At 73.3% G+C, this 24,083-nt stretch carries 24 protein-coding genes; 9 read left to right on the top strand and 15 right to left on the bottom strand.

Going from position 1 to position 24,083, the window contains the following annotated elements:
• Window positions 1-110 precede the first annotated feature (110 nt).
• Window positions 111-1,544 carry an MFS transporter gene (locus tag ACDF64_RS03780; RefSeq protein ID WP_394553487.1) on the top strand — a complete coding sequence of 478 codons (1,434 nt, stop codon included), beginning with the start codon at window positions 111-113 and terminating at the stop codon, window positions 1,542-1,544.
• Between the two features lie 19 nt (window positions 1,545-1,563).
• Here the strand turns inward: ACDF64_RS03780 and ACDF64_RS03775 are convergent, their stop codons facing one another.
• From ACDF64_RS03775 to ACDF64_RS03760, 4 genes are read right to left on the bottom strand one after another with little or no spacing between them, the layout of a single operon-like run.
• A complete protein-coding gene (locus ACDF64_RS03775; protein WP_394553486.1) occupies window positions 1,564-2,286 on the bottom strand; it encodes a response regulator in 723 nt (240 codons plus the stop codon).
• On the bottom strand, window positions 2,283-3,590 hold the full coding sequence (locus ACDF64_RS03770) for a sensor histidine kinase (protein WP_394553485.1): 1,308 nt from the start codon (window positions 3,588-3,590) through the stop codon (window positions 2,283-2,285). Before ACDF64_RS03770 ends, ACDF64_RS03775 begins: the two co-directional genes overlap by 4 nt.
• Before the next feature lie 54 nt (window positions 3,591-3,644).
• Entirely contained in the window at window positions 3,645-4,151 is a 507-nt protein-coding gene (locus tag ACDF64_RS03765) for an SRPBCC domain-containing protein (protein ID WP_394553484.1), read from the bottom strand.
• Complete coding sequence (locus tag ACDF64_RS03760; RefSeq protein WP_394553483.1) at window positions 4,123-4,482, bottom strand: ArsR/SmtB family transcription factor; 360 nt, start codon at window positions 4,480-4,482, stop codon at window positions 4,123-4,125. The genes ACDF64_RS03765 and ACDF64_RS03760 overlap by 29 nt, the downstream gene beginning before the upstream one ends.
• Window positions 4,483-4,642: 160 nt before the next feature.
• Here ACDF64_RS03760 and ACDF64_RS03755 point away from each other — a divergent pair, with 160 nt between their 5' ends.
• Both ACDF64_RS03755 and ACDF64_RS03750 read left to right on the top strand, forming a co-directional pair.
• A complete protein-coding gene (locus tag ACDF64_RS03755; RefSeq protein WP_394553482.1) occupies window positions 4,643-5,074 on the top strand; it encodes a UBP-type zinc finger domain-containing protein in 432 nt (143 codons plus the stop codon).
• On the top strand, window positions 5,071-6,471 hold the full coding sequence (locus ACDF64_RS03750; protein ID WP_394553481.1) for an FAD-binding oxidoreductase: 1,401 nt from the start codon (window positions 5,071-5,073) through the stop codon (window positions 6,469-6,471). The genes ACDF64_RS03755 and ACDF64_RS03750 overlap by 4 nt, the downstream gene beginning before the upstream one ends.
• A 129-nt stretch (window positions 6,472-6,600) precedes the next feature.
• On the opposite strand, the gene ACDF64_RS03745 is transcribed toward ACDF64_RS03750, so the two are convergent.
• From ACDF64_RS03745 to ACDF64_RS03735, 3 genes are all read right to left on the bottom strand, one after another.
• Window positions 6,601-7,440 carry an alpha/beta fold hydrolase gene (locus tag ACDF64_RS03745; protein WP_394553480.1) on the bottom strand — a complete coding sequence of 280 codons (840 nt, stop codon included), beginning with the start codon at window positions 7,438-7,440 and terminating at the stop codon, window positions 6,601-6,603.
• 65 nt (window positions 7,441-7,505) lie between these two features.
• Complete coding sequence (locus ACDF64_RS03740; protein ID WP_394553479.1) at window positions 7,506-8,351, bottom strand: PIG-L deacetylase family protein; 846 nt, start codon at window positions 8,349-8,351, stop codon at window positions 7,506-7,508.
• A gap of 112 nt (window positions 8,352-8,463) precedes the next feature.
• The gene (locus ACDF64_RS03735; protein ID WP_394553478.1) at window positions 8,464-8,859 is read right to left on the bottom strand and encodes a phage holin family protein; all 396 of its coding nucleotides are present in this window, start codon (window positions 8,857-8,859) and stop codon (window positions 8,464-8,466) included.
• 65 nt (window positions 8,860-8,924) lie between these two features.
• On the opposite strand from ACDF64_RS03735, the gene ACDF64_RS03730 reads away from it, so the two are divergent.
• Window positions 8,925-10,310: an MFS transporter gene (locus ACDF64_RS03730; protein ID WP_394553477.1), complete on the top strand. Its 1,386-nt coding sequence runs from the start codon at window positions 8,925-8,927 to the stop codon at window positions 10,308-10,310.
• Window positions 10,311-10,350: 40 nt separating this feature from the next.
• Here the strand turns inward: ACDF64_RS03730 and ACDF64_RS03725 are convergent, their stop codons facing one another.
• From ACDF64_RS03725 to ACDF64_RS03715, 3 genes are all read right to left on the bottom strand, one after another.
• Window positions 10,351-11,046: an SDR family NAD(P)-dependent oxidoreductase gene (locus tag ACDF64_RS03725; protein ID WP_394553476.1), complete on the bottom strand. Its 696-nt coding sequence runs from the start codon at window positions 11,044-11,046 to the stop codon at window positions 10,351-10,353.
• On the bottom strand, window positions 11,039-12,502 hold the full coding sequence (locus ACDF64_RS03720) for a DUF6421 family protein (RefSeq protein ID WP_394553475.1): 1,464 nt from the start codon (window positions 12,500-12,502) through the stop codon (window positions 11,039-11,041). The genes ACDF64_RS03725 and ACDF64_RS03720 overlap by 8 nt, the downstream gene beginning before the upstream one ends.
• A gap of 238 nt (window positions 12,503-12,740) precedes the next feature.
• Window positions 12,741-13,304: a GNAT family N-acetyltransferase gene (locus tag ACDF64_RS03715; RefSeq protein ID WP_394553474.1), complete on the bottom strand. Its 564-nt coding sequence runs from the start codon at window positions 13,302-13,304 to the stop codon at window positions 12,741-12,743.
• A 183-nt stretch (window positions 13,305-13,487) separates the two neighbouring features.
• Here ACDF64_RS03715 and ACDF64_RS03710 point away from each other — a divergent pair, with 183 nt between their 5' ends.
• Window positions 13,488-13,946, top strand: coding sequence for a hypothetical protein (locus ACDF64_RS03710; protein WP_394553473.1), 459 nt, complete (start codon window positions 13,488-13,490; stop codon window positions 13,944-13,946).
• Between the two features lie 187 nt (window positions 13,947-14,133).
• Window positions 14,134-14,961, top strand: coding sequence for a DNA alkylation repair protein (locus ACDF64_RS03705; RefSeq protein WP_394553472.1), 828 nt, complete (start codon window positions 14,134-14,136; stop codon window positions 14,959-14,961).
• A gap of 166 nt (window positions 14,962-15,127) precedes the next feature.
• On the opposite strand, the gene acs is transcribed toward ACDF64_RS03705, so the two are convergent.
• The gene (acs, locus tag ACDF64_RS03700) at window positions 15,128-17,176 is read right to left on the bottom strand and encodes an acetate--CoA ligase (protein ID WP_394553471.1); all 2,049 of its coding nucleotides are present in this window, start codon (window positions 17,174-17,176) and stop codon (window positions 15,128-15,130) included.
• 264 nt (window positions 17,177-17,440) lie between these two features.
• Between acs and ACDF64_RS03695 the strand changes: the two genes are divergently transcribed.
• Window positions 17,441-18,250: an SDR family NAD(P)-dependent oxidoreductase gene (locus tag ACDF64_RS03695; RefSeq protein ID WP_394553470.1), complete on the top strand. Its 810-nt coding sequence runs from the start codon at window positions 17,441-17,443 to the stop codon at window positions 18,248-18,250.
• Between the two features lie 11 nt (window positions 18,251-18,261).
• On the opposite strand, the gene ACDF64_RS03690 is transcribed toward ACDF64_RS03695, so the two are convergent.
• The 4 genes from ACDF64_RS03690 to ACDF64_RS03675 all read right to left on the bottom strand — a co-directional run bounded on the left by ACDF64_RS03690 (window position 18,262) and on the right by ACDF64_RS03675 (window position 21,459).
• Entirely contained in the window at window positions 18,262-18,720 is a 459-nt protein-coding gene (locus ACDF64_RS03690) for a hypothetical protein (RefSeq protein ID WP_394553469.1), read from the bottom strand.
• Window positions 18,717-19,937: a serine/threonine-protein kinase gene (locus ACDF64_RS03685; RefSeq protein WP_394553468.1), complete on the bottom strand. Its 1,221-nt coding sequence runs from the start codon at window positions 19,935-19,937 to the stop codon at window positions 18,717-18,719. The genes ACDF64_RS03690 and ACDF64_RS03685 overlap by 4 nt, the downstream gene beginning before the upstream one ends.
• A gap of 91 nt (window positions 19,938-20,028) precedes the next feature.
• A complete protein-coding gene (locus ACDF64_RS03680) occupies window positions 20,029-20,883 on the bottom strand; it encodes an exodeoxyribonuclease III (protein WP_394553467.1) in 855 nt (284 codons plus the stop codon).
• A 72-nt stretch (window positions 20,884-20,955) separates the two neighbouring features.
• The gene (locus ACDF64_RS03675; RefSeq protein WP_394553466.1) at window positions 20,956-21,459 is read right to left on the bottom strand and encodes a DUF6328 family protein; all 504 of its coding nucleotides are present in this window, start codon (window positions 21,457-21,459) and stop codon (window positions 20,956-20,958) included.
• Between the two features lie 178 nt (window positions 21,460-21,637).
• Here ACDF64_RS03675 and ACDF64_RS03670 point away from each other — a divergent pair, with 178 nt between their 5' ends.
• Together ACDF64_RS03670 and ACDF64_RS03665 are read left to right on the top strand one after the other, a co-directional pair.
• Window positions 21,638-22,294, top strand: coding sequence for a cell wall protein (locus tag ACDF64_RS03670; RefSeq protein ID WP_394553465.1), 657 nt, complete (start codon window positions 21,638-21,640; stop codon window positions 22,292-22,294).
• Between the two features lie 75 nt (window positions 22,295-22,369).
• Window positions 22,370-24,070, top strand: coding sequence for a DUF4012 domain-containing protein (locus ACDF64_RS03665; RefSeq protein ID WP_394553464.1), 1,701 nt, complete (start codon window positions 22,370-22,372; stop codon window positions 24,068-24,070).
• The last annotated feature ends 13 nt before the right edge of the window (window positions 24,071-24,083 follow it).

The following is a 24,083-nucleotide window of genomic DNA, read 5'->3' as shown; positions in this document are numbered from 1 at the left end:
CGCGCCCGCGGTGCCGCGGCGGCGCCGCCCGGCGGAGGGCTCCGCCGCGCGGGGGAGGCCCGGAGGTGCGACGGGTTCCGGATGTCGGGGGCCCGGGCTAGCCTGCACGAATGGACGCCACCGGGGGGATGCGGACCTTCGTCCAAGTACTCGTGAACACGGCGCTCGCGAACATCACGACGAGCTTCCTGTGGTTCGCGCTGACCTTCTGGGTCTACCTCGAGACGAGGTCGGTGCTCGCCACGGGGATCATCGGCGGTGCCTACATGCTGCTCGTCGCGTTCTTCGCGATGCTGTTCGGCACGCTCGTCGACCGGCATCGCAAGATCCGGGTGATGCAGTTCTCGAGCCTCGTGACGCTCGGGTCGTTCATCGTCGCCGGGGTGCTCTACGTGCTGCAGCCCGAGTCGGCGCTGCTCGACCTCGGCGGGCCCTGGTTCTGGGCGTTCTCGGGGATCATCCTCTTCGGCTCCGTCATCGAGAACCTGCGGAACATCGCGCTGTCGACGACCGTGACCCTGCTCGTGCCCGAGGAACGGCACGCGAACGCGAACGGCCTCGTCGGCACCGTGCAGGGGCTCGCGTTCATCGTGACGAGCGTGTTCAGCGGCCTCGCGATCGGGCTGCTCGGCATGGGCTGGACGCTCGTCATCGCGATCGCCCTCACGCTCGTCGCGCTCGTGCACCTGCTGTTCCTGAAGGTGCCCGAGGAGCAGCCCGTTCCCGCGGAGGGCGAGCGCGCGACGACGATCGACTTCCGGGGGAGCGTCGCCGCGGTCAAGCGGGCGCCCGGCCTGTTCGCGCTCATCCTGTTCTCGACGCTGAACAACCTCATCGGCGGCGTCTACATGGCGCTGATGGACCCGTACGGCCTCACGATCTTCTCGGTCGAGGCGTGGGGCCTCGTGCTCGGCGTCACCGCCACCGGGTTCATCATCGGCGGGCTCGTGATCGCGAAGTTCGGGCTCGGGAAGAACCCGATCCGCACGATGCTGCTCGTCGTCATCGGCATGGGCGTGCTCGGCTCGCTCTTCACGATCCGGGAGTGGTGGCCGCTGTACGCGATCGGCATCTGGATCTACATGACCCTCATCCCGGTCGTCGAGGCTTCCGAGCAGACGGTGATCCAGAAGGTCGTGCCGTTCCGCACGCAGGGCCGCGTCTTCGGATTCGCGGCCGCCGTGGAGTCGGCCGCGGCACCCGTGACGGCGTTCCTGATCGCCCCGATCGCGCAGTTCTGGATCATCCCCTACATGGAGTCCGACGCCGGGCAGTCGACGTGGGGCTGGCTCCTCGGCGACGGCGACGCCCGGGGCATCGCGCTCGTGTTCCTGTTCTCGGGGCTGGTCATGGTGGTGCTCGCGCTCGTCGCGTTCACGACGAGGTCGTACCGGCTGCTGTCGGCCGAGTACGAGAGCGGCGAGGAGTCCGTGCCGGCGGATGCCGAGTCCGCCGCCGAGTCCGTCGACGAGGACGTCGCCGAGTCCGCTGCCGAGTCAGCCGTCCAGTCTGCCGACGAGTCTGCCGCCGACCCGCGCCGCTGACCGGTCCGCAGCGCACCGGCTACGCGCCGGGCCGCACCACCCCGTGCTCGTAGGCGTAGACGACCGCGTGCACGCGGTCGCGGAGTTCGAGCTTCTGCAGCACCTTCGACACGTGCGTCTTCACGGTCGCCTCGCCGACCCACAGTCGGGCGGCGATCTCGGCGTTCGAGCGCCCTTCGGCGAGGAGTTCGAGCACCTCGCGCTCGCGCTCGGTGAGGGTCGCGAGCGCGCTCGTCGTCCCGCGCGCGGCGTGCGCGTCGCGCGAGGACGCGAATGGTCGCTCCGGCGCGCCCGAAGCGACCATTCGCGTCCGCGCACCGGCGGTTGCCGCGGCGATCACGGCACGGGTCACGTCGGACGAGAGCAGCGCGTCGCCGCGCGCGACGACCTGCACGGCGTCGATCAACTGCTCGGGGCTCGAGTTCTTCAGCAGGAACCCGCTCGCGCCCGCCTCGAGCGCCTCGAACAGGTAGTCCTCGCGGTGGAACGTCGTGAGCACGAGCACCGCGGGCCGGTCGCCGTGCTCGGCGACGATCCGCCGCGTCGCTGCGAGTCCGTCGAGCCCGGGCATCTGCACGTCCATGCACACCACGTCGGGCTCGAGCTCGGCGACGGCGGCGATCGCGGCGAGCCCGTCGGCGGCCTCGCCGACGACCTCGATGCCCGGCTCGGAATCGAGGATCGTGCGGAACCCCGCGCGGACCAGCGCCTGGTCGTCGACGATGAGCACGCGGACGTTCACGCGGGCACCTCCGCCGTCGCGCGCCGGAGCGGGATGGTCGCCCGCACGAGGTAGCCGCCGCGGTGGCGGGGGCCGACCTCGAGTGTGCCGCCGACCGCGGCGGCGCGCTCGCGCATGCCCGCGTGGCCCAGCCCGCCCCGCCCGGTCGCGGCCGACCGGCCGGCACCGGTGTCGGCGACCTCGACCTCGACGCGCTCGTCGTCCCAGCGCACGCGCACGTCGACCGTCGCCGCCGCGCCCGCGTGCTTGCGCACGTTCGTCAGGGCCTCCTGCGCGATGCGGTACGCCGTGATCCCCACGAGCCCGCGGGCCTCGCGCGGCTCGCCGATCACGGTCAGGGTCGCGCGGATGCCGCTCGCGTCGGTCGCCTGCACCAGGTCGGCGAGGTCCTCGAAGCCGCGGGCCGGGGCATCCGGTGTCGGGATCGGGCCCGTGTCGGTGCCCTGGCGCAGGGTGCCGAGGAGGCTGTGCAGCTCGCCGATCGCCTCGCGAGCGCTCGCCTCGATCGCTTCCAGCGAGGCGGCGGCCGCGTCGGGGTCGCGCCCGAGGATGCGGCGTGCGGCGCCCGCCTGCACGCCGATGACCGAGACGTGGTGCGCGACCACGTCGTGGAGCTCGCGGGCGATCCGGAGGCGTTCGATCGCGACGGCCTGGGCGCGCGTGCGCTCGCGCTCGGCTGCGAGCTCGGCCGTGCGCTGCTCGAGCGCGGCGCGGGACCGCGCCGACCGGTACGCGCTGTCGCCGAAGTACCAGGCGCCGCCGAAGAACAGCAGGTTCGTCAGCACGTTGATCAGCGCATAGGCGACGAACGGCGAGATGAAGCCGCTCGCCTCGCGCGAGAGGTCGGGGAGCCGGTCGGGGATGTTCGACGAGACGACGACGTCCCAGAGCAGCCACGCGAGCATGCCGACGACGATGACGCCGCGCAGCACCTGACCGAGGAGGCGCCGCCGGCCCCACGCACCGACCGCGTAGATCGCCATGAACAGCGCGATGTTGCTGAAGAGGAGGTCGTTCGCCTGCAGGGTCGCCCCGGTCACGAAGACGGCCGTGAGCACGATCGCCACGAGCTCGGGAGCGATCCGTCGGGCCGCGAGCGGCAGGGAGATCGCCGCCGCCCAGGTGATCGCGGCCCAGAGCGGCGGGGCATCCTCGTGGAGGCCGGCGGTCCGGGAGAGCATCGTGCTGCCGAATGCGCCGAGGAACAGCACGAGCGCGAGCAGCGCGTCCCGCCGGAGGCCGTCCCGGCCGGGCCGGGGCCTGACCCACTCGGTCTCATCGGCGATCGGGGCTGGCGCGGTCATTCCGCTCACGCTAGCGGGATGCCTCGCACGAGGCATCCGTCGCGCGGCGGAGTGTCAGGCGGCTCCCGCCTGCGCGTCCGCCAGTCGTTCGGCGAGCACGTCGTGCGCCGAGGCCCAGCCGTCGTACATGTCGTCGCCGGGTCCCGCGGCGACCCCGTCGACGCGGAACCGCATGCCGGTGCGGCCGTCGCCGAGGTCGTCGAGGTCGACCGTGATGAGCGGGCGGTCGGCGTCGTCGTCATCGGGCCCGCCCCAGGTGAAGACGAGCCGGGAGAACGGGGACACCTCGCGGTAGACGCCCGCGGTCGGGTACTCGCTGCCGTCGGCCGGATTCACCATCGTGTAGGCGTACTCGCCGCCCGGGCGGGCGTCGACGCGGACGCTCCCCGGCTTGATCTCGATCCCGCGCGGATGCCACCAGTCCTCGGCGTCGGCCTCGGTGGTCCACAGTTGCCAGACGAGCTCGCGCGGTGCGTCGAAGACGCGCACGATCTCGAATCCCACGGCGTCGGGGCGCTCGGCGCTCCGGCCCTCACCCGGTCGGGTCGTCTGCTCGGACATCCCCGTCCCCCTTCATCTCGCGGAGTCGCTCGGCCAGCAGGTCGAACCGCTCGTTCCAGTCGTCGCGGTGGCGTTCGACCCAGGCGGCCGCCTCGTCGAGCGGTTCCGTGCGCAGCGTGCAGGTGCGCCACTGCGCGGTCGGCGTGCGTTCGACGATCCCGGCGCGCTCGAGCACCCGCAGGTGCTGGGAGACCGCCGGGCGGCTCATCGCGAACGGTTCGGCCAGTTCGCCGACGGTCGCCGGACCCTCGCGCAGGCGCGTGATGATCGCGCGCCTGGTCGGGTCGGCGAGTGCCTGGAACACCTGGCTGAGCTCGTCCGCAGCCGCCATGTAAGCAACTCCTTATGTAATGTGTTGCTTACCTTGGCGACCTGAGGATGCCTCGTCAACACCGTTTCCCCGCCCCGACGACCGCCCGGCGCTACGCTCGTGGACGGCGGCCGACATCGGCGCCGACGCCCGCCGTCCCGTCCATCGGAGGTTGCTGAGGATGTCCCGACTCGACGACGCGATCCACCCGGAGGTCCCGCCGTCCGGGGAAGGCTGCGTCGAGTGCCTCGCGCATCCGCACGGGTGGTGGTTCCATCTCCGCCGCTGCGCCGCGTGCGGCCAGGTGGGGTGCTGCGACACCTCGCCCGCGCAGCACGCGTCCGCGCACGCACGGGAGGCGGGGCATCCGATCGCCCAGTCCTTCGAGCCCGGCGAGGACTGGATGTGGGACTACGAACTGAGCGTCGCCGTGCCGACCGTCGACCTCGCGCCGCCGACCAGCCGGCCCGAGTCGCAGCGGCCTCCGGCGCCGCGCGACCGGATCCCCGACGACTGGCGCGAGCGCCTGCACCGCGTCGACGGCGTCCCGATCCCCGGCGTCGACGGCGTCCCGATCCCCGGGGCCGACGGCGCGGACGAAGGCGCCCGATGACCGGGTCGTCGGCCGACGCGCGGTCCGCCGTCCGTGAACTCGAGCGGCTCCTCGCGCCCGGCCGGGTCTCCGCCGTGGCATCCGTGCTCGCCGAGTACGCGCACGACGACGCCGAATGGGCCGACTACGCCGACCCCGTCGCCGTGGTGTTCGCCGAATCGGTGGACGACGTCGTCGCGGTCGTGCGGTTCGCCGGGGCATCCGGGCTCGCCGTGGTCCCGCGCGGCGCGGGCACCGGACTCTCGGGCGGCGCGAACGCGACCTCGGGCTCGATCGTGTTGTCGCTCGAGCGGATGACCCGCATCCTGGAGGTGAACCGCGACGAGCGCTACGTGCGCGCCGAGCCCGGCGTGATCAACGACGTGCTCCGGGAGGCCGTCGCGGCGCACGGACTCTGGTACCCGCCCGACCCGGCCAGCTACAAGATCTCGACCATCGGCGGCAACGCCGCCACGAACGCGGGCGGCATCTGCTGCGTGAAGTACGGCGTGACCCGCGACTACGTGCTCGGCATGACCGTCGTGCTCGCCGACGGGTCCGTCGTCGAACTCGGTCGACGCACCGCCAAGGGCGTCACCGGCTACGACCTCACCGCGCTCATGGTCGGCTCGGAGGGCACGCTCGGCCTCATCGTCGAGCTCACGCTCAAGCTCCTCCCGCTCGGCGGCCGCGAGGAGCGCGCCGTCGTCGGCTCGTTCGGATCGCTCGCCGCGGCCGGCGACGCGGTCGCCGCGATCTCGGCGGCGGGCATCGTGCCCTCGGCGCTCGAGCTCATCGACCGCACGTGCATCGAGGCGGTCGAGGCGTGGCAGCACCTCGGGCTCCCGCAGGGCGCCGACACGCTCCTGCTCGCGAAGGTCGACGACGTCGGGGCGCGCGGCGAGGAGCTCGCGGCATCCGTCGCCTCGCACATGCAGGCGGCCGGCGCCCTCGGCGTCGAGCGCGCGGCCGAGCCCGACGAGGTCGACCGGCTGTTCCTCGCGCGCCGCCTCGCGTACCCGTCGCTCGAGCGACTCGGACCCGTGCTCACCGAGGACGTCTGCGTCCCGCGCGCCGCCGTGCCCGAGATGCTCGCGCGCATCCAGGCGACCGCGGCCGCGCACGACGTGGTGATCGCGAACATCGCGCACGCGGGCGACGGCAACCTGCACCCGCTGATCATCGCGCCCGAGGGCGACGACGCCGCGAAGGCCCGGGCGAACGCCGCGTTCGATCGGATCGTCGACGACTGCCGGGCGCTCGGCGGCACAGTGACGGGCGAGCACGGCGTCGGGCTGCTGAAGCTCCCCGGTGCGCGCGCCGAGCTCGGCGACCGGGTCATCCGGATGCACCGTGCGATCAAGGACGCGCTCGACCCCGCCGGCATCCTGAACCCGGGCAAGGCCTTCCCGGGCTGAGCGCTGCGGCCCGCCCTCCATCGCGGTGCCACTTCGTTGCCGCGGTGCCATGACCACGTGGCACCGCCACGCGGAAGTGGCACCGCGGGTGCGCGCCGTCAGGGGCATCCGCGACGGCGAGGGCGGGGCTCACTCGACCACGGGGCGGGCGAGCCACTCCAGCAGGATCCGGTTGAACGCCGTCGGCTGCTCGATGTTCGCGGCGTGCCCGTCCTTCGGGATCACGACCGAGGACGCGAGCGAGGTCAGCGCCGCGCTCGCAGCGGCGTGCGAAGCGGGCCAGAGTTCGCTCTCGGCGCCCGCGACGAAGCGCACGGGCACCGGCGTCGCGGCGATCGTGTCGCGCCAGTCGCGGCGCGCGTGGTCGCCGATGAGCTCGAGCTCGGCGGGCGTGAGGGCACGCGGCAGCTTCTGCGGCTGCAGGGCTCGGAGCACCCGCGCGATGCGGACGAGGCCCTTCGACCTCGCGGGGACGCGCCCCGGGTCGGGGATGCCCGTCGCGAAGTACCTGTCGCGGTTCTGCTCGTCGTAGCCGTAGAACCCGTGCGGCCAGGTCGCGTCGTTCAGCATCTTGGGCGTCTGGTCGACGATGAGGATGTCCCGGACGCGGGCCGTCGCCAACCGGGAGGCCGGGTCGGCATCCGCGAGCATCGCCCAGATCGAGTTGCCGCCGAGCGATCCGCCGACGAGGCTGACGTCCGCGAGGTCGAGGGCCTCGAGCAGGTCCCGGATGTCCCGACCGTGGCGTTCCATGGTGTGGCCGCCCGCGGGCCCGACCTCGGATGCACCGTGCCCGCGCTTGTCGAGGGCGATGACGCGGTACCCGGCCCGGTCGAGTGCGCGCCGCTGGGGCTTCCAACTGGTCGTCGCAGCCCGGAACCCGGCGACGAGCACGACCGGTCGGCCCCCCGGGTCGCCGGATTCGTCGTAGTGCAGTCGGGTGTCGTCGGTCGCGGTGATCGAGGGCATCCTCGCCTTCCTGTCGCGGGTGATCCTACGGGTCGAGGGGGTCGGGGCCTCGCGGCCCCGCGGCGTCAGCCGAGCGGGTCGGCCTGCAGATCCCGCACGTGGTAGAACTCCTGGTCCCAGAGCAGGTAGATCAGCCAGTTCGGCAGCAGGTACGACTCCTGGAGGAAGTTCGCCTGCGAGGCGTGGATGGTCCAGCCCTCGTGCTTCTTCTGCACCTCGGCGCTCATCGCGTACTCGGGGTGCGGCTGGTTGGCGACGACGAACTTCCCCGTCTCGCCGCCGAAGATCGAGAGCGCGGTCGTCGGGCTGATCGTGTAGACGAGGTGGTCCGGCCCGCGGTAGTCGCCGTCGGATGCCGCGAGCTCGGCGATCGCCCGCTCGGCGACCTCGCCCATGCGCATGTGGTCCTTGTGGCCCGTCGCGCCGGACTCGGGCCAGAAGGCCACGACCACGTCGGGCTTCACGCGGCGCATCTCGTCGACGACGCGCTCGACGAGTTCGTCCTCGTCGACCTCGGGGAGGCCGCCGTCGGGGTAGTCCCAGACGACGTGGCGGTCGACGCCGAGGTTCCAGCTGTTCTTCAGGGCCTCGGCCTTGCGGATCTCGCCGAGGTCGGACTGCCGGCCGACGGGCGGGGACTGCTCGCCAGCCTCCCCGCGGGTCGCGGTGATCATCGCGGTGTACGCGCCGTCGTCGCGCTTCGCGCGCCAGAACAGCCCGTTCACGGTCTGCTCGTCGTCGGGGTGGGCGAAGACGCCCAGCACCCGGGTGCCGCCGAGCTCGCCGATCACGGAGTCGACGCCGCGGGCGGTGGGTTCGTGGAAGAGGCTGCGTCCCGCCCAGTACAGGCCGCCGACGAGGGCGACGAGGACGGCGGCGACGACGATGAGCGCGACGGTGCGCTTGCGCATGGGTGGTGCCTTCGGGTGGGTCGGGTCTGGTGACGCGGTCGCGCGTCGGGGGCGCCGAGCATGCTAACCCGGCGGCGTGCCGACGCCGAATCGCGTTCGGGTTCTCGCCGGGTCAGCGGCCCTTGGCGGGCTTGCCCGGTGCGACCCGGGGCAGCAGGTACTTCGCGGCGAGCCATCCGATCAGGGCCGTGACGAGCCAGACGACGACGGTCGCGAGGATCCACGCGCCGATGCCGTCGAAGCTCAGACCGTCGCCGACGATCGACGCGATCCAGAGGGCGAGCGCCGTCGAGATCAGCCCGGCGACGCCCGCGACCGAGGGCGCCGACCGGTGGAAGATGCGCTCGACCAGCCATTCGACGACGGCCTGCACGATCGCGAACACGAGGATCGCGACGACGAATCCGGCCCAGTGCAGGTGGAAGCCCGGCACGAGGAGGGCCGCCAGTCCGAGCGCGAGCGCCGCGAGGCCGAGGAACACCGCGATGCGAATCAGGAACCTGACCATGTCGCCACGCTAGTGCGTGACGCCGTCGGCGGCGGGGAGCATGATGGGCGGGGCGGGGGTGATGCATGACCGAGCAGGACGCCGTGACCACGACGCCGGGCCGCGTGCAGGCGGTCTACTTCACGCTGCTCACCGGCAACACGCTCGCCGCCTCGCTGATCTGGGGCGTGAACACCCTGTTCCTGCTCGACGCGGGGCTCACCAACTTCGAGGCGTTTGCGGCGAACGCCTTCTTCTCGGCCGGCATGGTGCTCTTCGAGGTGCCGACGGGCGTCGTCGCCGACACGCTCGGTCGCCGCGCGTCGTACCTGCTCGGCACGATCACGCTCGCGACCACGACCGCGCTGTACTGGCTGCTCTGGTTCTGGCAGGCGCCGTTCGGGTGGTGGGCGCTCGTGTCGGTCCTGCTCGGCCTCGGATTCACGTTCTTCTCGGGCGCGGTCGAGGCCTGGCTCGTCGACGCGCTTACCGTGACCGGGTACACCGGGAGCCTCGAGCGCGTGTTCGGGCGGGGCGCCGCGGTGGCGGGCGCGTCGATGTTCGTCGGTTCGCTGGCTGGCGGCGCGGTCGCGCAGGCGACGAACCTGGGGGTCCCGTTCCTCCTGCGTGCCGCGATCCTGGTCGTCATGCTCGTCGTGGCCGCGTTCGTCATGCGCGACCTCGGGTTCACGCCGGCGGGCCGCGCGCACCCGATCCGCGCCACGCGCGAGGTGGTGCGCGCCTCGGTCCACTACGGGCTCGGCCGCCGCCCGGTGCGGTACCTCATGCTCGCGTCGTTCTTCACGACGGGCGTCGGCTTCTACGTCTTCTACGCGCTCCAGCCCTACCTCGTCGAACTCTGGGGCGACGAGGGCGCCTACACGATCGCGGGTCTCGCGGCCGCGATCCTGTCCGGTTCGCAGGTGATCGGCGGATGGCTCGCGCCGTGGGTCCGCGCGCGGTTCCGCCGCCGCACGACGACGGTCCTGGTGTCGCTCGGGGTGAGCGTCGCGGTGCTCGTCGCGCTCGGGCTCAACCGGAGCTTCTGGCTCGCGCTCGTGCTGCTCGTGCTCTGGGGCCTCGTCGACGCCGCGTCGCATCCGGTCCGCCAGGCGTACCTCAACGACATGATCCCGTCGGCGCAGCGCGCGACGGTGCTCTCGTTCGACTCGCTGCTCGGCAGCGCGGGCGGCGTCGTGATCCAGCCCGTGCTCGGCCGCTCGGCCGACCTGTGGGGCTACGGCGGATCGCTCCTGGTGAGCGGCGCGTTCCAGGCGCTCGCGTTCCCGTTCATCTGGCTCAGCCGGCGCCAGGGCGACGCGGCCGACGTCGCCACCGAGCACGGTTCGGGCGCCGAGGCGGCCGCGGGAGCCGTCGCGGCATCCGGTGCGGGACCGGACGACGCGGACCCCGCGACCGGTCCGCGGCCCACCGGACCGGCGCCGACCGCGCCGAGCGACCCGACGCCCTGATCGGGCGCGCGGGCACGCGCGGCACCGCTCGCACCGCGCCCTACGCGCCGAGGCGGAACGTGCGGCCGTTCAGCTCCGAGGCATCCGAGCGCCAGAGCGCGACGACGGATGCCCCGAGCTCGGCCTCGCTGCCCGCGAGCGAGCCGACGCGCACGATGACGGCCGCCGCCGACGGCGACCCGCTCGCGAACCCGTCGGCGAGCGACCGGGTCCACGACTCGCTCGCGGCCTTCACCGCGGCGTAGTTCGCGCTGCCCGCGCGGGGCCGTTCGACGGTCGTCGACGACACGATCACGACCCGGCCGGCCTCCGAGCGGGCCAGGTCGTCGAAGAAGGCGAGGGACTCGAACCGCAGGGCGGTGAACGAGCGCTCGAGCACGCGGTAGTCGTCGTCGGACTGCGAGAGGATGCCCCCGCCGCCGCGCCATCCGCCGACCAGGTGCACGAGGCCGTCGAGGTCGCCCACCCGGGCGCGCACGCGCATCGCGAGTTCGAGCACCGCATCCTCGTCGGCGAGGTCCGCGACCTCGCCGACGACGCCGGGCAGGTCGCGCGCGAGCGCGTCGATGCGGACGCGGTCGCGCCCGACGGCCACGACCGTCGCGCCCGCCTCGACGAGCGCCTCGGCGACCGCGCGACCGGACGCGTTCGTCGCACCCGCGACGAGCACCGTCCGGCCCCGGACCGACGGCTCGCTCGCCGCCGGGCCGGGGACGGCCGTCGGCGCGTCAGGCATCCGCATCGGCTCCCGTGATGCCGACCGTCGACTCGACGACGGGCCGGAGCTTCCGGTCGAGGGCCTCGTAGAACATCGAGAGCGGGAACTCGTCGTCCATGACCAGGTCGGTGTAGCCCTTCGGCGGCCCCGCGAGCACGTCGCGCGGGAGTCCCTGCGCCCACGCCGACGCGGGGTTGGGGTCGAGGACGCTGCGGACGAGCTCGTACGCGGCGAGCCAGTGCGCCGTCTTCGGGCGGTCGATGGACCGCCAGTACAGCTCGTCGATCGCGTCGCCGAGCTCGACCACCGCATCCGGCACGGCGTCCCAGTCGAAGGCCAGTTTCACGTCGGTCCACTCGAGCACGCGACGCCGGTGGAGCCACGCGAACAGCAGCTGGCCGCCGAGCCCGTCGTAGTTGCGCACGCGCGACCCGCTCAGCGGGAACCGGAAGATCCGGTCGAACAGCACGGTGTACTGCACGAGCTTCGCGTGGTCGAGCTGGCGCTCCTCGTCCTCCGAGAGCGCGGGCGCCGAGGCATCCGCTCGCCGGGTCGTGAGCGAACGCTCGATCCGCACCGCCTCGCGGAACGCGGTGAGGTCGCACCGCAGCTCCTCGAGCGAATACAGGAAGTACGGCATCCGCTGCTTGATCATGAACGGGTCGAACGGCAGGTCGCCCCGCATGTGGGTGCGGTCGTGGATCAGGTCCCACATCACGAACGTGCGCTCCGCGAGTCCCTGGTCGTCGAGCAGGCGCACGGCGTCGGCCGGGAGGTCGAGCTTGGTGATCCCGGCTGCCGCGCGCACGACCCGACGGTAGCGTGCCGCCTCGCGGTCCTGGAAGATCGCTCCCCAGGTGAACGGCGGGATCTCGCGCATCGCGACGGTCTCGGGGAACAGCACCGCCGAGTTCGAGTCGTAGCCGGCGGTGAAGTCGACCAGTCGCAGGCTCACGAACAGCTTGTTCGAGTACGCGCCGGCCTCGAGGCGCGCGATGAACTCCGGCCAGATCGTCTCGACGAGGACGGCCTCGACATGGCGGGCGGGGGACCCGTTCTGCGTCGTCATCGGGAAGACCACGAGGTGGCGGAGTCCGTCGACGCGGTGCCGCTGCGGCTGGAACGCCACGAGCGAGTCGAGGAAGTCGGGCGTGCCGAAGCCGCCGTCGCGCCAGCGCGCGAAGTCGACCGGCAGTGCCGCGAGGTAGTCGGCGTCGTGCGGGAACCGCGGCGCGAGCGCGGCGATCGAATCCACGATCACGTCGAAGAGTCGGCTCGCCTCCGCGTGGTCGGATGCCTCGGGCACCGAGCCGTCGGCGGCCTGCAGCGCCTGCAACGCCGTCGCGGCCTCCTTGAGCGCGGGCCAGGCCGGATCGCGTTCGACGTCGGCACCGAACGCGATCGCGGCGCGGACCGCCTCGTCTTCGAGGACCTCGGGTTCGCCGACGATCGTGTCGATCGTGATCTGTGACATCGGAACCTCCGTCCTCGGACAGGCCGGCCGCGCGAAGCGCGACAGGGGAATCCCACGGCGGGAATCGCCGTGCCATCCAAGGCTAGGAGCGCGGAGCCCGCGATTGGTTGCCCTCGGACGCGGGATCGTTGCGTCTCCGCGCGAGTCCGCGCTCGACTCCGCTGCGCCGCGCAACGCGTCGCCGCGCGGTTCCCCGCGGCCTCGCGCGGGCGTCGCGCACGGGGCATCCTCGTTGCGGTCAGAGGTCCTTCGTGAGGTGCAGCGACGCGGCGACGAAGCCGAGGCTCTCGTAGAGCTCGATCGCCGGCAGGTTGTACGCGAACACGTTGAGGCCGAGCGTCGGCGCACCGTGCTCCTTCGCGACGCGCTCGGCGAACTCCATCGCCGCGCGCCCGAAGCCGTGCCGGCGGTGCGGCTCGCGGACGTGGATGTCCCACACCCACCACTGGTCGCCGCCCTCGCTCCACGGGCCGAGCCACAGCCAGCCCACGTCCTCGCCGTCGGCGATGATCGCGAAGACGAACTGCCCCGCGATCAGGCGCCCCTCGGGGAAGAACCGGTCGACCGAGGCCTGCCGAGCGGCGACCGCCTCGGCCTCGGAATCGCCGGCGCGCATTCGGGCGGCCTGGTAGTAGGCCATCGCCTCGGGGAGCCAGAGGCGGAGGTCCTCGGTGCTCAGGGCGACGAACTCGGTCGTCGCGGGTGCGGCGGTCGTGCCGCGTGCGGCGGTCGTGCCGGCGGCGGCGGCGGTCGTGCCGCGCGAGGGGAGCACGGGCTCGGGGGAAGGGGCGGTGTCGGCCATCGCCCCATGGTGGCATCGGCGAGCCAGCGCGACCAGTGCGGATCCTGGGGCGAACGGATCGGGCGAACGGATCCGGCGAGCGGCCGGCTCGGGCGAGCGGCCGGCGCGGGTGCGGCATAGCGCCCGCATAGCGTTCTCGCGTACCGTTGCCGCGTACCCCCAACCCGCACCGAGAGGTCTTCCATGTCCGCATCCCGTCCGTCGACGTCCCCGAAGCTCCTGCTTCCCGCGCTCGCGCTCATCCTCGCCGTCGTCGTGACCGGCATCGGCGCCTACCTGACCATCACCGCGAACGCGACCCTGAACGCCGCGCTCACCAGCGGCACGGGAACCGCGGCCGACGTCTACGGCAGCCAGTCGCTCATCTCGGTCGGTGCCGCGCTCCTGACCGCCGGCATCGTCGCGATCATCCTCGCCGTCCTCGGCTTCGGCCTGATGGTCGGCCTCGCGAACGTCGCGGCTGCCGCCCAGTACGACGAGTTCGACGACGACTTCGACGACGCCGAGGACGACGGCTTCGAGGACGCGCCCGAGGTCCCCGCGGCCCCGGTTCCGGCTCCGGCGGCCCCGGTTGCTCCGGCCGCCGAGGCGGCGCCCGAGGCCCCCGAGGCTCCCGCGGCCGAGGAGCCCAAGCGCGACTAGTCGCGATCACCAAACGGATGCCCCGTCGCGGAGACCGCGGCGGGGCATCCGTCTGCCGTCGCACGGACCACGAACGGTTGAAGTGAGCCCGCCGGGGTTCGGACGGAACATCCTCCCGGACCCCAGGACCCCCGGACCCCGACGGACCATCGCACCGCGCGCGCCCCGCCGTCGGTATCGTGCCTGCATGCCAGCACGAGGCGATGCGTCGAACCCGAGTGCGTCGAGCGCCGATGGGCCGAGCCCCGCCGGGTCGAACCCCGATGCGCAGGATGCCGACGGCGTCGTCGCCGCGCTCGCCGAGGTCGCGAGCGCCGAACGCGCCGCGTCGAGCGCGTGGTTCTTCAAGTCGGGGCCGGGCGGCTACGCCGAGGGCGACCGATTCATCGGCGTGACCGTGCCGATGCAGCGCGGGATCGCCCGGCGGTTCGCCGACCTCCCCCAGGACGCACTCGACCGGCTCCTCGAGAGCCCGATCCACGAGCATCGCCTCACCGCGCTGCTCATCATGGTCGACCGCTTCCGGCGCGCGGGGCGCCCGCACACGCGCGACGACGACGAGCGGCTCGCGCTCCATCGCGCGTACGTCCGGAACGTCGACGCCGGCCGGGTCGACAACTGGGACCTCGTCGACGCGTCGGCCGAATACCTGCTCGGCGAGGTCGTGTACGACGAGGCCCCGGCGCCGGTGTCGATCCCGCCGCTCGTCGCGCGCCTCGCGGCGTCCGACTCGCTCTGGTCGCGCCGGGTCGCGATGATCGCCACCTTCGCCGCGACGAAGGCGGGCGACCCCGGGCCGGCGCTCGCCGTCGCCGGACTCCTGCTCGAGGATCGCGAGGACCTCATCCGCAAGGCCGTCGGCTGGATGCTCCGCGAGGTCGGCAAGCGCGCCGACCGCGACGCCCTCGTCGCGTTCCTCGATGCGAACGCCGCGCGGATGCCGCGGGTCGCGCTGTCGTACGCGACCGAGCACTTCGCGCCGGACGACCGGGCGCGCTGGCGCGGCCTGCGCTGACGGCGCGGCCACCGGCCGGCGGCGCGCGCACGCGCGTGCGTCGATGCGCCGTTGCGCCGGTTCGCGCGCGGTGCGCCCACCCGGCTGGCGCAACGGCGTCGAAATGGCGCAAACGCGCGCGCTCCCGCGGGCGGGCGCCGACCCGCCCACCGGTGCGCACGCCCGACTATCGCGCGAGTACCGCCGCGATCCGCGCGGGCACCGTCTCGTCCTGCAGGGACGTCGTGTCGCCGAGCGGACGACCCTCGGCGAGGTCCACGAGGAGCCGCCGCATGATCTTGCCCGACCGGGTCTTCGGCAGGTCCGGCACGAGGTGGATGTCGCGCGGCTTCGCGATCGGGCCGATCGCGGCGGCCACGTGGGCGCGCAGCTCCGCGGCCCGGTCGGATGCCTCGGGCGAGGCATCCGGGCGCCCTCCGACGCCGTCCCCGACCACGACGAACGCGGCGATCGCCTCGCCGGTCGTCGGATCGCTCACGCCCACGACGCCGGCCTCGCCGACGAGCGGGTGCGCGACGAGCGCCGACTCGATCTCGATCGTCGAGAGGCGGTGTCCCGACACGTTGATGACGTCGTCGACGCGCCCCAGCAGCCAGACGTCGCCGTCGGCGTCGGTGCGCGCGCCGTCGCCGGAGAAGAACCAGCCCCGGTGCGCGAACTTCGCCCAGTACGAGTCGCGGTAGCGGTCGGGGTTCCCCCACACGGTGCGGGCCATGCCCGGCCACGTGCCCGCGACCACGAGGTAGCCGCCCGATCCGCGGGGCACCTCGTCGCCGTGCTCGTCGACGACGAGCGTGCGCAGGCCCGGCAGGGCGCGCAACGCCGATCCCGGCTTCAACGTCGAGACGCCGGGCAACGGCGCCATGACCGCGCCGCCCGTCTCGGACTGCCACCACGTGTCGACGATCGGCGCCCGGCCGCCGCCGACCTGCTCGTGGAACCACACCCACGCCTCGGGGTTGATCGCCTCGCCCACCGTGCCGAGCAGGCGGATCGTCGACCGGTCGTACTCGGCGGGCACGCCGTCGGGGAACCACGTCATGAGCGAGCGGATGAGCGTGGGCGCCGTGTAGTAGGTCGTCACGCCGTACCGCTCGATGAGCTCGAAGTGCCGCGCCTGGTGCGGCGTGTTCGGCGTGCCCTCGTAGATGAGGCTCGTGACGCCGTTCAGCAGCGGGCCGTACAGCTCGTACGTGTGCGCGGTCACCCACGCCAGGTCTGCGGTGCACCAGTACACGTCGTCCGGCTTCGGGTCGAACACCTGCCAGTGCGTGGTGGCCGCGTGCACGAGGTATCCGCCGGTCGTGTGCACGAGGCCCTTCGGCTTCCCGGTGGTGCCCGACGTGTAGATGACGAACAGCGGGTTCTCGGCGTCGAACGCCTCGGCCTCGTGCACGTCGGGCTGGCGGTCGACGATGTCGTGCCACCAGACGTCGCGACCCTCGGTCCACGGGAGGTCGGGTGTCCGGTCGCCCGTGCGGCGCACGACGAGCACGTGCTCGACGTGGTCGACGCCGGCCACCGCGTCGTCGGCCTGCGCCTTCACGGCCACCGCCGCGCCGCGACGGAACTGCCCGTCGCTCGTGACGAGCAGCTTCGCGCCGGTGTCCTCGATGCGGAACCGCAGCGCCTCGGCCGAGAACCCGCCGAAGACGAGCGAGTGGATCGCGCCGACACGGGCGATCGCGAGCGTGACGATGACGGTCTCGAGGAGCACCGGCAGGTAGACGACCACGCGGTCGCCCTGCCCGACGCCGAGCTCGGTGAGGGCGTGCGCCGCCTTCGCGACCTCGCGCTCGAGCTCGGCGTAGGTCACCGAGCGGCGGTCGCCCGGCTCGCCCTCCCAGTGGTAGGCGACCTTGTCGCCGAGTCCGGATGCCACGTGCCGGTCGACGCAGTTCACGGCGGCGTTGAGGCGGCCGCCGGCGAACCAGGTCGCGCCGACGGGAGGGTGCTCGTCGCTCGCGCTTCCGGCCGCCTCGGGCGCTCCTCGATCACCATCGTCGTCGGACGCCGGGTGCCGCCACGTGTGAGGGGTGCGCCAGCGCTCGGCCCAGTCGAGCCGCTCGGCCTGCGCCTCCCAGTACGCGACCGGGTCGGCAGCGGCCTGCGCGTACAGCGCCTCGGCGTCGGCGGGAGTGACGTTCGCGCGTGCGGCGAAGGCCTCGGGCGCCGGGTACCGGCGCTGCTCGTCGAGGAGGGTGTCGATCGTCATCGGGGTCCGTTCGTTGCTCGCGCTGCAGGGGCCGGTCGCGGCGATGTGGTTCGCGGCGACGGCGGCGCGAGGAATCCCGGCCCTTCGACGCTAGGCGAGGACGGCGGACCGCGCCGGGCGCCGCGTCACGACCCGTAACCGGGCGGCCGCGAGCCGGCCGTCGAACGCGCCCGCGCCCGCGTCAGCGCGACGGGGGCAAGCGCGCGGTCGGCCGAGTCACCCGACGTCGTCCGCATCGGTCCCGGTCCTTGACAGAATCGGAGGATGACGAGAACGGTCCGGGGCGCGAAGCTGCTCATCACCGGAGCCGCCTCCGACCTGGGACGGCGCTTCGCGCAGCGCGCCGTGGCCGAAGGCGCGGCATCCCTCGTGCTCTGGGATGTGGACGCCCCGGGACTCGCCCGGCTCGCGGGTGCGCTCGGCGACGCGAGCCGAGGGCGCACCGTGATCCGCTCGGAGGTCGTCGACGTCTCCGAACTCGGCTCCATCGCCAAGCACGCGCAGAAGGCCCGCAAGGACTCGGGCACGCCCGACATCCTGATCAACACCGCCGGGATCTCGCCGGGCGACCGCTACTTCTGGGAGACCGACAACGGCGACGACACCCGGATGACCATGCGGGTCAACGCCATGGCGCCGATGTACCTCGCCCGCGAGTTCCTCCCGGGGATGATCGCCGACGCGTACCGGGCGAAGCGGATCGTCAACCTCGCGAGCGTCGCGGGCGCGGTCGCCGCACCGCGCATGGCCGCCTTCGCCGCCTCGAAGGCCGCCGTGAGCGGGTGGAGCCACTCGCTCCGGCTCGAGCTCGAGCAGGCCGATCACACGAACGTGAAGGTCCTGACCGTGACCCTGGGGGCGGTCGGCACGGGCGCCGGGGCGCTCGACGCGGAGGTCGTCGCCGACCAGGTCTGGCGGGCGATGCTGCGCGGCGACCCGCTGCTCGAACTGCCCGGCTCGGTGCGCCTCGCGCGCGTGCTCCGGGCCATCCTGCCCACTCGCGTCTCCGACCTCGTCGACGGCGCCGCGCTCGGTTCCCGACGGTCGGCGGAACGGGTCACTCGGCGGCGCTGAGGCGGGCGGCGTCAGTCATCGCCGCCCTTCCCCTTGCCCTTCCCGCCGTCGTCCTTGCCGCCCTTGTCTTCGCCCTTGTCGCCCTTCCCGCCCTTGTCATCGGCGGGCGCAGGGGTCGGGGTCGGCGTGGCGGCCGCTGCGATGAGCGCGTCGAGGTCGGCGCGGACGAGGGCGATGGCGTCGCGGATGCCGGTCTCGCGGTCGGCGGGGACGTCGCCTGCGGCGACGGCGGCGTCGAGCGAGCCCTCGAGTCGGGCGAGCTCGGCGACGGCGCCCGCGTAGTCGGCCGCGGAGGAACGCTCGGCGACCGCGACCACACGGGCGTGCAGCGCCGTCGCCGTCGCGTCGTCGAACTTCGCCGTCGGGGAGGCGCACCCCGCGAGGAGCAGCGCGGTGGCGACGACGCCCGTCGTCGCCACGGCGAGCCGGTGGGTGATCCGTCGGGCGCAGTCGGAGGAGGGCGTGTTCACGGGGTCACCGCCTCCTCGAGCTGCTCGAGGTGGACGCCGAGCTCGCCCTCGACGCTCGGCATCGGCGGCGTCGAGGAATCCGTTCCCGACCCGCCGTCCGCGCCCGCGCCCAGGAGGGTCGACGCCGTGATCGCGCCGGCCGAGACGAGGACCGCCGCGCCCACGAGCGCCGCCACCGCGATGCCGCGCCGCCTGCGCGCTCGACCGCGGGCGGACGCGCGCGGCGTCGAGACGCGCGGCTCGGGCGGCGTCGTGGCGGGCGGAGCGGGCAGGACGCGCGTCGCCGCAGTCGGGGAGAAGGGGACCGTCGGCGTGTCGACCGGCGAGGCGCCATCGGCGACCGGCACGGCCGACCGGGACCCCGGCGCCGGGAGTTCCGCGGCGCGCATCGCGACGTCGAGCGCGGTCGGTCGCGCCTCGGGTTCGCGAGCGGTCATCGCGGCCAGCAGGTCGTGCCAGCCGTCGCCGAGCCATCCGGGGACGTCGGGATCGCGGACGAGCCGGGCGCCGGCCGCCTCGATCGCAGGGCCGGGGAACGCGCGCTCGCCCGTCGCCGCCTCGAGGACCACGAGGCCGAGCGCATAGACGTCGGTGGCCGCGCCCGCGGCCCGCCCGCGCACCTGCTCCGGGCTGAGGTAGCCCGGGGTCCCGAGCACCTGACCCGTCGCGGTGAGTGCGGCGTCGTCGACGAGCCGGGCGATGCCGAAGTCCGCGAGCTTCGGGCTCCACTCGCGCGTCGGCACGTGCGCGGGTGCGAGCAGCACGTTCGCGGGCTTGACGTCGCGGTGCACGATCCCGCGCGCGTGGATGACGTGCAGCGCCTCCGCGAGTTCGTGCAGGAGGTCGGCCACCTCGCGCGGGGCGAGCGGGCCGTCGGCGAGTCGCCGGCCGAGGTCGGGCCCGTCGACGAACTCCATCACGAGGTACTCGCGCCCCGTCGCGGCGTCGCTCCCGGCATCGAAGAGCGTCACGAGGGAGTGATGCGACACCGACGCGAGCAGCGCCGTCTCGCGCCGCCGGCGGGCCGGGTCGTGCAGGCCCCCGGTCCGCGTCTCGAAGAGCTTGATCGCGACGGTCCGGCCGAGCGCGGTGTCGACGGCACGGTGCACGGATGCCACGCCGCCGCGCCCGACCAGTCCGTCGAGGCGGTAGCGGTCGTCGAGCAGCGTGCCGGTCGGCGGGTCGTCGACGGCGGGGCGGTCGGGTGCCGTGGTCATCGGACCGAGGCTAGCCGCGGCGGCCGGGAGCGGCCAGCCCCTTGCGCCGGCCCGGCCGGGGCCTCTGCGCGCCGGCTCGCGGGCGCGGGCATCAGAGGAACATCGGCCGGTCGAAGTCGTCGTCGGCGTCGTCGGCCCCGGCGTCGGCGAGCTCGACGAGCACGGGCACGTGGTCGCTCGGGGCATCCCCCTTGCGCTCGTTGCGGTGGATCGACGCATCCGCGACGCGCTCCGCGAAGGCCGGCGAGCCGAGGACGAAGTCGATGCGCAGGCCCTCGTTGCGGGGGAACCGCAGCTGCTTGTAGTCCCAGTAGGTGAACAGGCCCTCGGGGACCCGGCTGCGCACGACGTCGGACACGCCCGCGCCCTCGAGCGCGGCGAAGGCCGCGCGCTCCTCCGGGGACACGTGCGTCGTCTGCCCGACGATGACGGTCGGGTCGCCGTTGTCGACGTCGAACGGCGCGATGTTGAAGTCGCCCATGAGCGCGAACGGGCGCGCGGGATGCGCCGAGACCTCGGCCCGCGTGAAGTCCGTGAGGGCGGCGAGCCAGTCGAGCTTGTAGGTGTAGTGCGGGTCGCCGAGCGAACGGCCGTTCGGGACATACAGGCTCCAGAGTCGGACGCCCTCGACGGTGACGCCCATCGCGCGCGCCTCGAGGGGCAGCTCGGGGCCGTCATGGCCCTTGAGGAAGCCGGGCTGCAGCGGGAAGTGCGTCTCGACCTCGGTCACCGGCAGCCGGCTCGCGAACGCCACGCCGTTCCACTGGTTCAGGCCGTGCGCGACCACCTCGTAGCCGGCGGCCTCGAACGCCTCGTAGGGGAACTGCTCGGGCTTGCACTTGATCTCCTGCATGCCGAGCACATCGACGTCCTCGCGCACCAGCCAGTCGACGATGCGGCCGTGGCGGGCGCGGATGGAATTGACGTTCCAGGTGGCGATGCGCATGCGATCAAGCGTAGGACGACGCGCCCACGCGGGCGGACGGCCCGGGCCCGGGAGCAAGCCGGTTCGGACCGGTCAGGACGCCCGGTCCGGCAGTTCGTCGTCGCGCCGGCCGAGGCGGGGGACGACGGTCCAGAACACGGTGAGGATCACGAGGCCGAGCCCGAGCGCGATGAAGCCGGCGACCCGGCCCATCACGACGTCGAAGACGAGGCTCACGACGCCCGCCGAGAGCAGCGAGACGACGACGAGCAGGATGATCAGCATCCGGTTCGCCGTCCGCACGAGGCGGCGCTTCTGCCGCCGGCCGAAGAGCTGGCGGTGCATGATCACCGGGGCGAGGCCGAGCAGCGTCGCGAGTCCGGCGAGCACCATGAGTACGAGGTACAGGGTGACCTCGTACTCGTCCAGGTCGAGGAACCTCGGCTGGAAGGCGACGGCGAGCAGGAAGCCCGTGATGAGCTGCGTACCGGTCTGCACGGCCCGCAGTTCCTGCATGATGTCGTTCCAGTTGCGGTCCGCCCGCTGGACGAGCGTCTCGGTCCGCCCGTCGCCCGGGATCTCGTCGCCGACCCTCATGGCGGGGATGCTATTGCATGCGGGTACACGCGGCACTCGGCCCCACCAGTTCGGGGGGATTCCCGGATCCATGCCGAGCGATATGCTCAGCGCTGCAGCACCCGATCCCGAACCCGCACCCTCCCCCGAATCCGTCTTCCCGCCACTACGTTGGCGCTACCCGAACGAGGCGACGACCATGCGTCGAATCACTGCTGGAATCCTGCTCACCGCTGCGCTCACCTTGACCGGCGCAGCCGCCGCGCACGCGGAGAACTACGTCCCCACTCCCGACCCCCGGGACCCCTCCCTCGCCGGATCGACCGCGGTCGGCGTCTGCAACTCGGACGCACCGTACATCAGCTTCAACGTCGTGCTCACCGACCCGGACGGCGAGGTCGACGCCAGCGAGGTCACCCTCGTCCTGCACGGCGCCGGCGGCGAGTCCTACGACCTCTCGCTCGGCACCCTCGAGAAGGGCAAGCTCTCGGGCAAGAAGCTCTGGCCGGGCGCGTCGGTCGACGCGAACGGCAAGGCGAACGGATGGCCCGGCTGGGAGTTCGTCAACGGCACGTGGAAGCAGACCACGGGCAACCTCGCCTGGACCCGGTCCGTCACGTCCGCGACCCTCAAGGTCAACCCGGAGTACGACGTCGCCCTGAGCTACCCGGCGGCGACGCCCAACTGCACCGACCCCGGCAACCTCGTGCGGACCGGCGGTTCCTCGACCGGCGACCCGCTGGCGCACACCGGCGTGAGCGCCTGGACGCTGCCCGTCGGCATCGCCGCGGGCGCCGCGGTCGTGCTCGGCCTCGTGCTGGCGCTGGTCCGTCGTCGGCGGACTCGCGCGGAGTAGCCCATGACGACGAGGCCCGCCGGGGGTCCACCGATGTCGCGCAGGCGCGTGGTGTGGCTTTCGGTGGGCCTCGTCGTGTTGCTCGTCCTCCTCGCCGCGACCTGGGTCGTCGTCCGCGGGCTCCTCGCGAAGGGCGAGCTCGAAGCCGCCGCCGCCGCGGGCGAGGAGGTCAAGTCCGCGCTCACGGTCGGGCAGGTCGGCGAGGCGGCCGACGCCGCCGAGCGGCTCGTCGGCCACGCGCACACGGCGGCATCGCTCACGAGCGATCCGGTCTGGCGGGGCGCCGAGGCGGTGCCCGTCGTGGGCGACGACCTCGCGGCGGTCCGCGTCATCGCGGGAGCGCTCGACCACGTCGCGACCGACGCCGTCGACCCGCTCATCGCGATCGCGGACGACATCGACCCGAACGCCCTCCGACGGGCCGACGGCAGCGTCGACACCGAGGCGCTCGCCGCGGCCTCGCCGGCGCTCCACCAGGCGGCGCTCGCGGTGGGTCGGGCGTCCGAGGAGGTGGACGCCGTCGATCCGGAGGGACTGTTCGGGCCGGTCGAGGAGGCGCGCGCGAAGTTCTCCGAGGTGCTCGCCGAGGCCTCGACGATCGCGTCGGGGATCGACTCCGCGGTCTCCCTGATGCCGGCCGCGCTCGGCGCCGACGGGCCCAGGGACTACCTGCTGCTCGCGCTCAACAACGCGGAGCTCCGGTCGGCGGGCGGGATCCCGGGCGCGTTCGCGGTCATCCACGTCGACGACGGCGCGCTCCGGCTGGGGCGGCAGGCCGCCACCGACGAGTTCCCGTGGAAGCCCACGGAGTCGCTCGAGGTCCCCGAGGGCACGTTCGCCGTGTGGGGCGACCAGCCCGGCCGGTTCATCCAGGACGTCACGATGACGCCGGACTTCGCCCAGACCGGCGAGCTCACCGCCGCGATGTGGCAGCGGCAGTTCGGCGAACCCGTGGACGGCGTGATCGCCATCGATCCGGTCGCACTCTCGTACGTGCTCGACGCGATCGGCCCGATCATGATCGACGGGGCCCCGCTCGAGGGCTCCGACGCGGTGATGGCGCTGCTCGTGGCGCCCTACCGCAACGGCACCGACCAGGACCAGCGCGACGACTGGTTCCGCGACGTCGCCGCCGAGGTCTTCTCGTCGGTCGCCGACGGCGAGGGCAACGCCGGGCGGCTCCTGGACGCCGTGATGCGGGGGGCCGAGCAGCAGCGCGTCGCCATCTGGAGCGCGGATCCCGATGAGCAGGCCGCGGTCGAGGCATCCTCGTTCGCGGGCCAACGCGCCGCGCAGTTCGCCGCGGGGCCCGAGGCCTACGCCGTGTACTTCAACGACTCGACCGGCGGCAAGATGGGCCCCTACCTCGACGTCGCCTTCGGCGTCGGGGCCGCCGTCGAGCGGCCGGACGGACTCGCCGACGTCACCGTCCAGGTCACGATGTCGAACCGCGTGACGGAGGGCGACCTCTCGGTGCTCGCACCGGACGCCCTCGGGCTGTGGCAGGAGGATCACGCCGCGGGCGAGATCATGACCATCCTGACCGTCTACGCGCCGCCGGGCGCGTGGGAGGGCGGGGTCTACGTCGACGGGAAGCAGGTCTCGCAGACCTCGCGCAAGGACGGCGACCAGGCCGTCGTGCAGGCCGAGGTGCGGCTGACTCCCGGCCAGGCCCAGACGATCGAGTTCCGGTTCCTGAGCGCCGAGCCCGGGCAGGTCGACCCCGTGCTGCTGCACACGCCGCTCGTGTTCGACGCGCCGATCGACGAGCTCTGACGCGCGAAGGCGC

The sequence above is a fragment of the Agromyces sp. MMS24-JH15 genome (assembly GCF_043518605.1).
In the GTDB taxonomy this organism is placed as follows: Bacteria; Actinomycetota; Actinomycetes; order Actinomycetales; family Microbacteriaceae; genus Agromyces.
The sequence above is the reverse complement of the archived record's forward strand: the minus strand, read 5'-3'. Positions and strand labels throughout refer to the sequence as shown.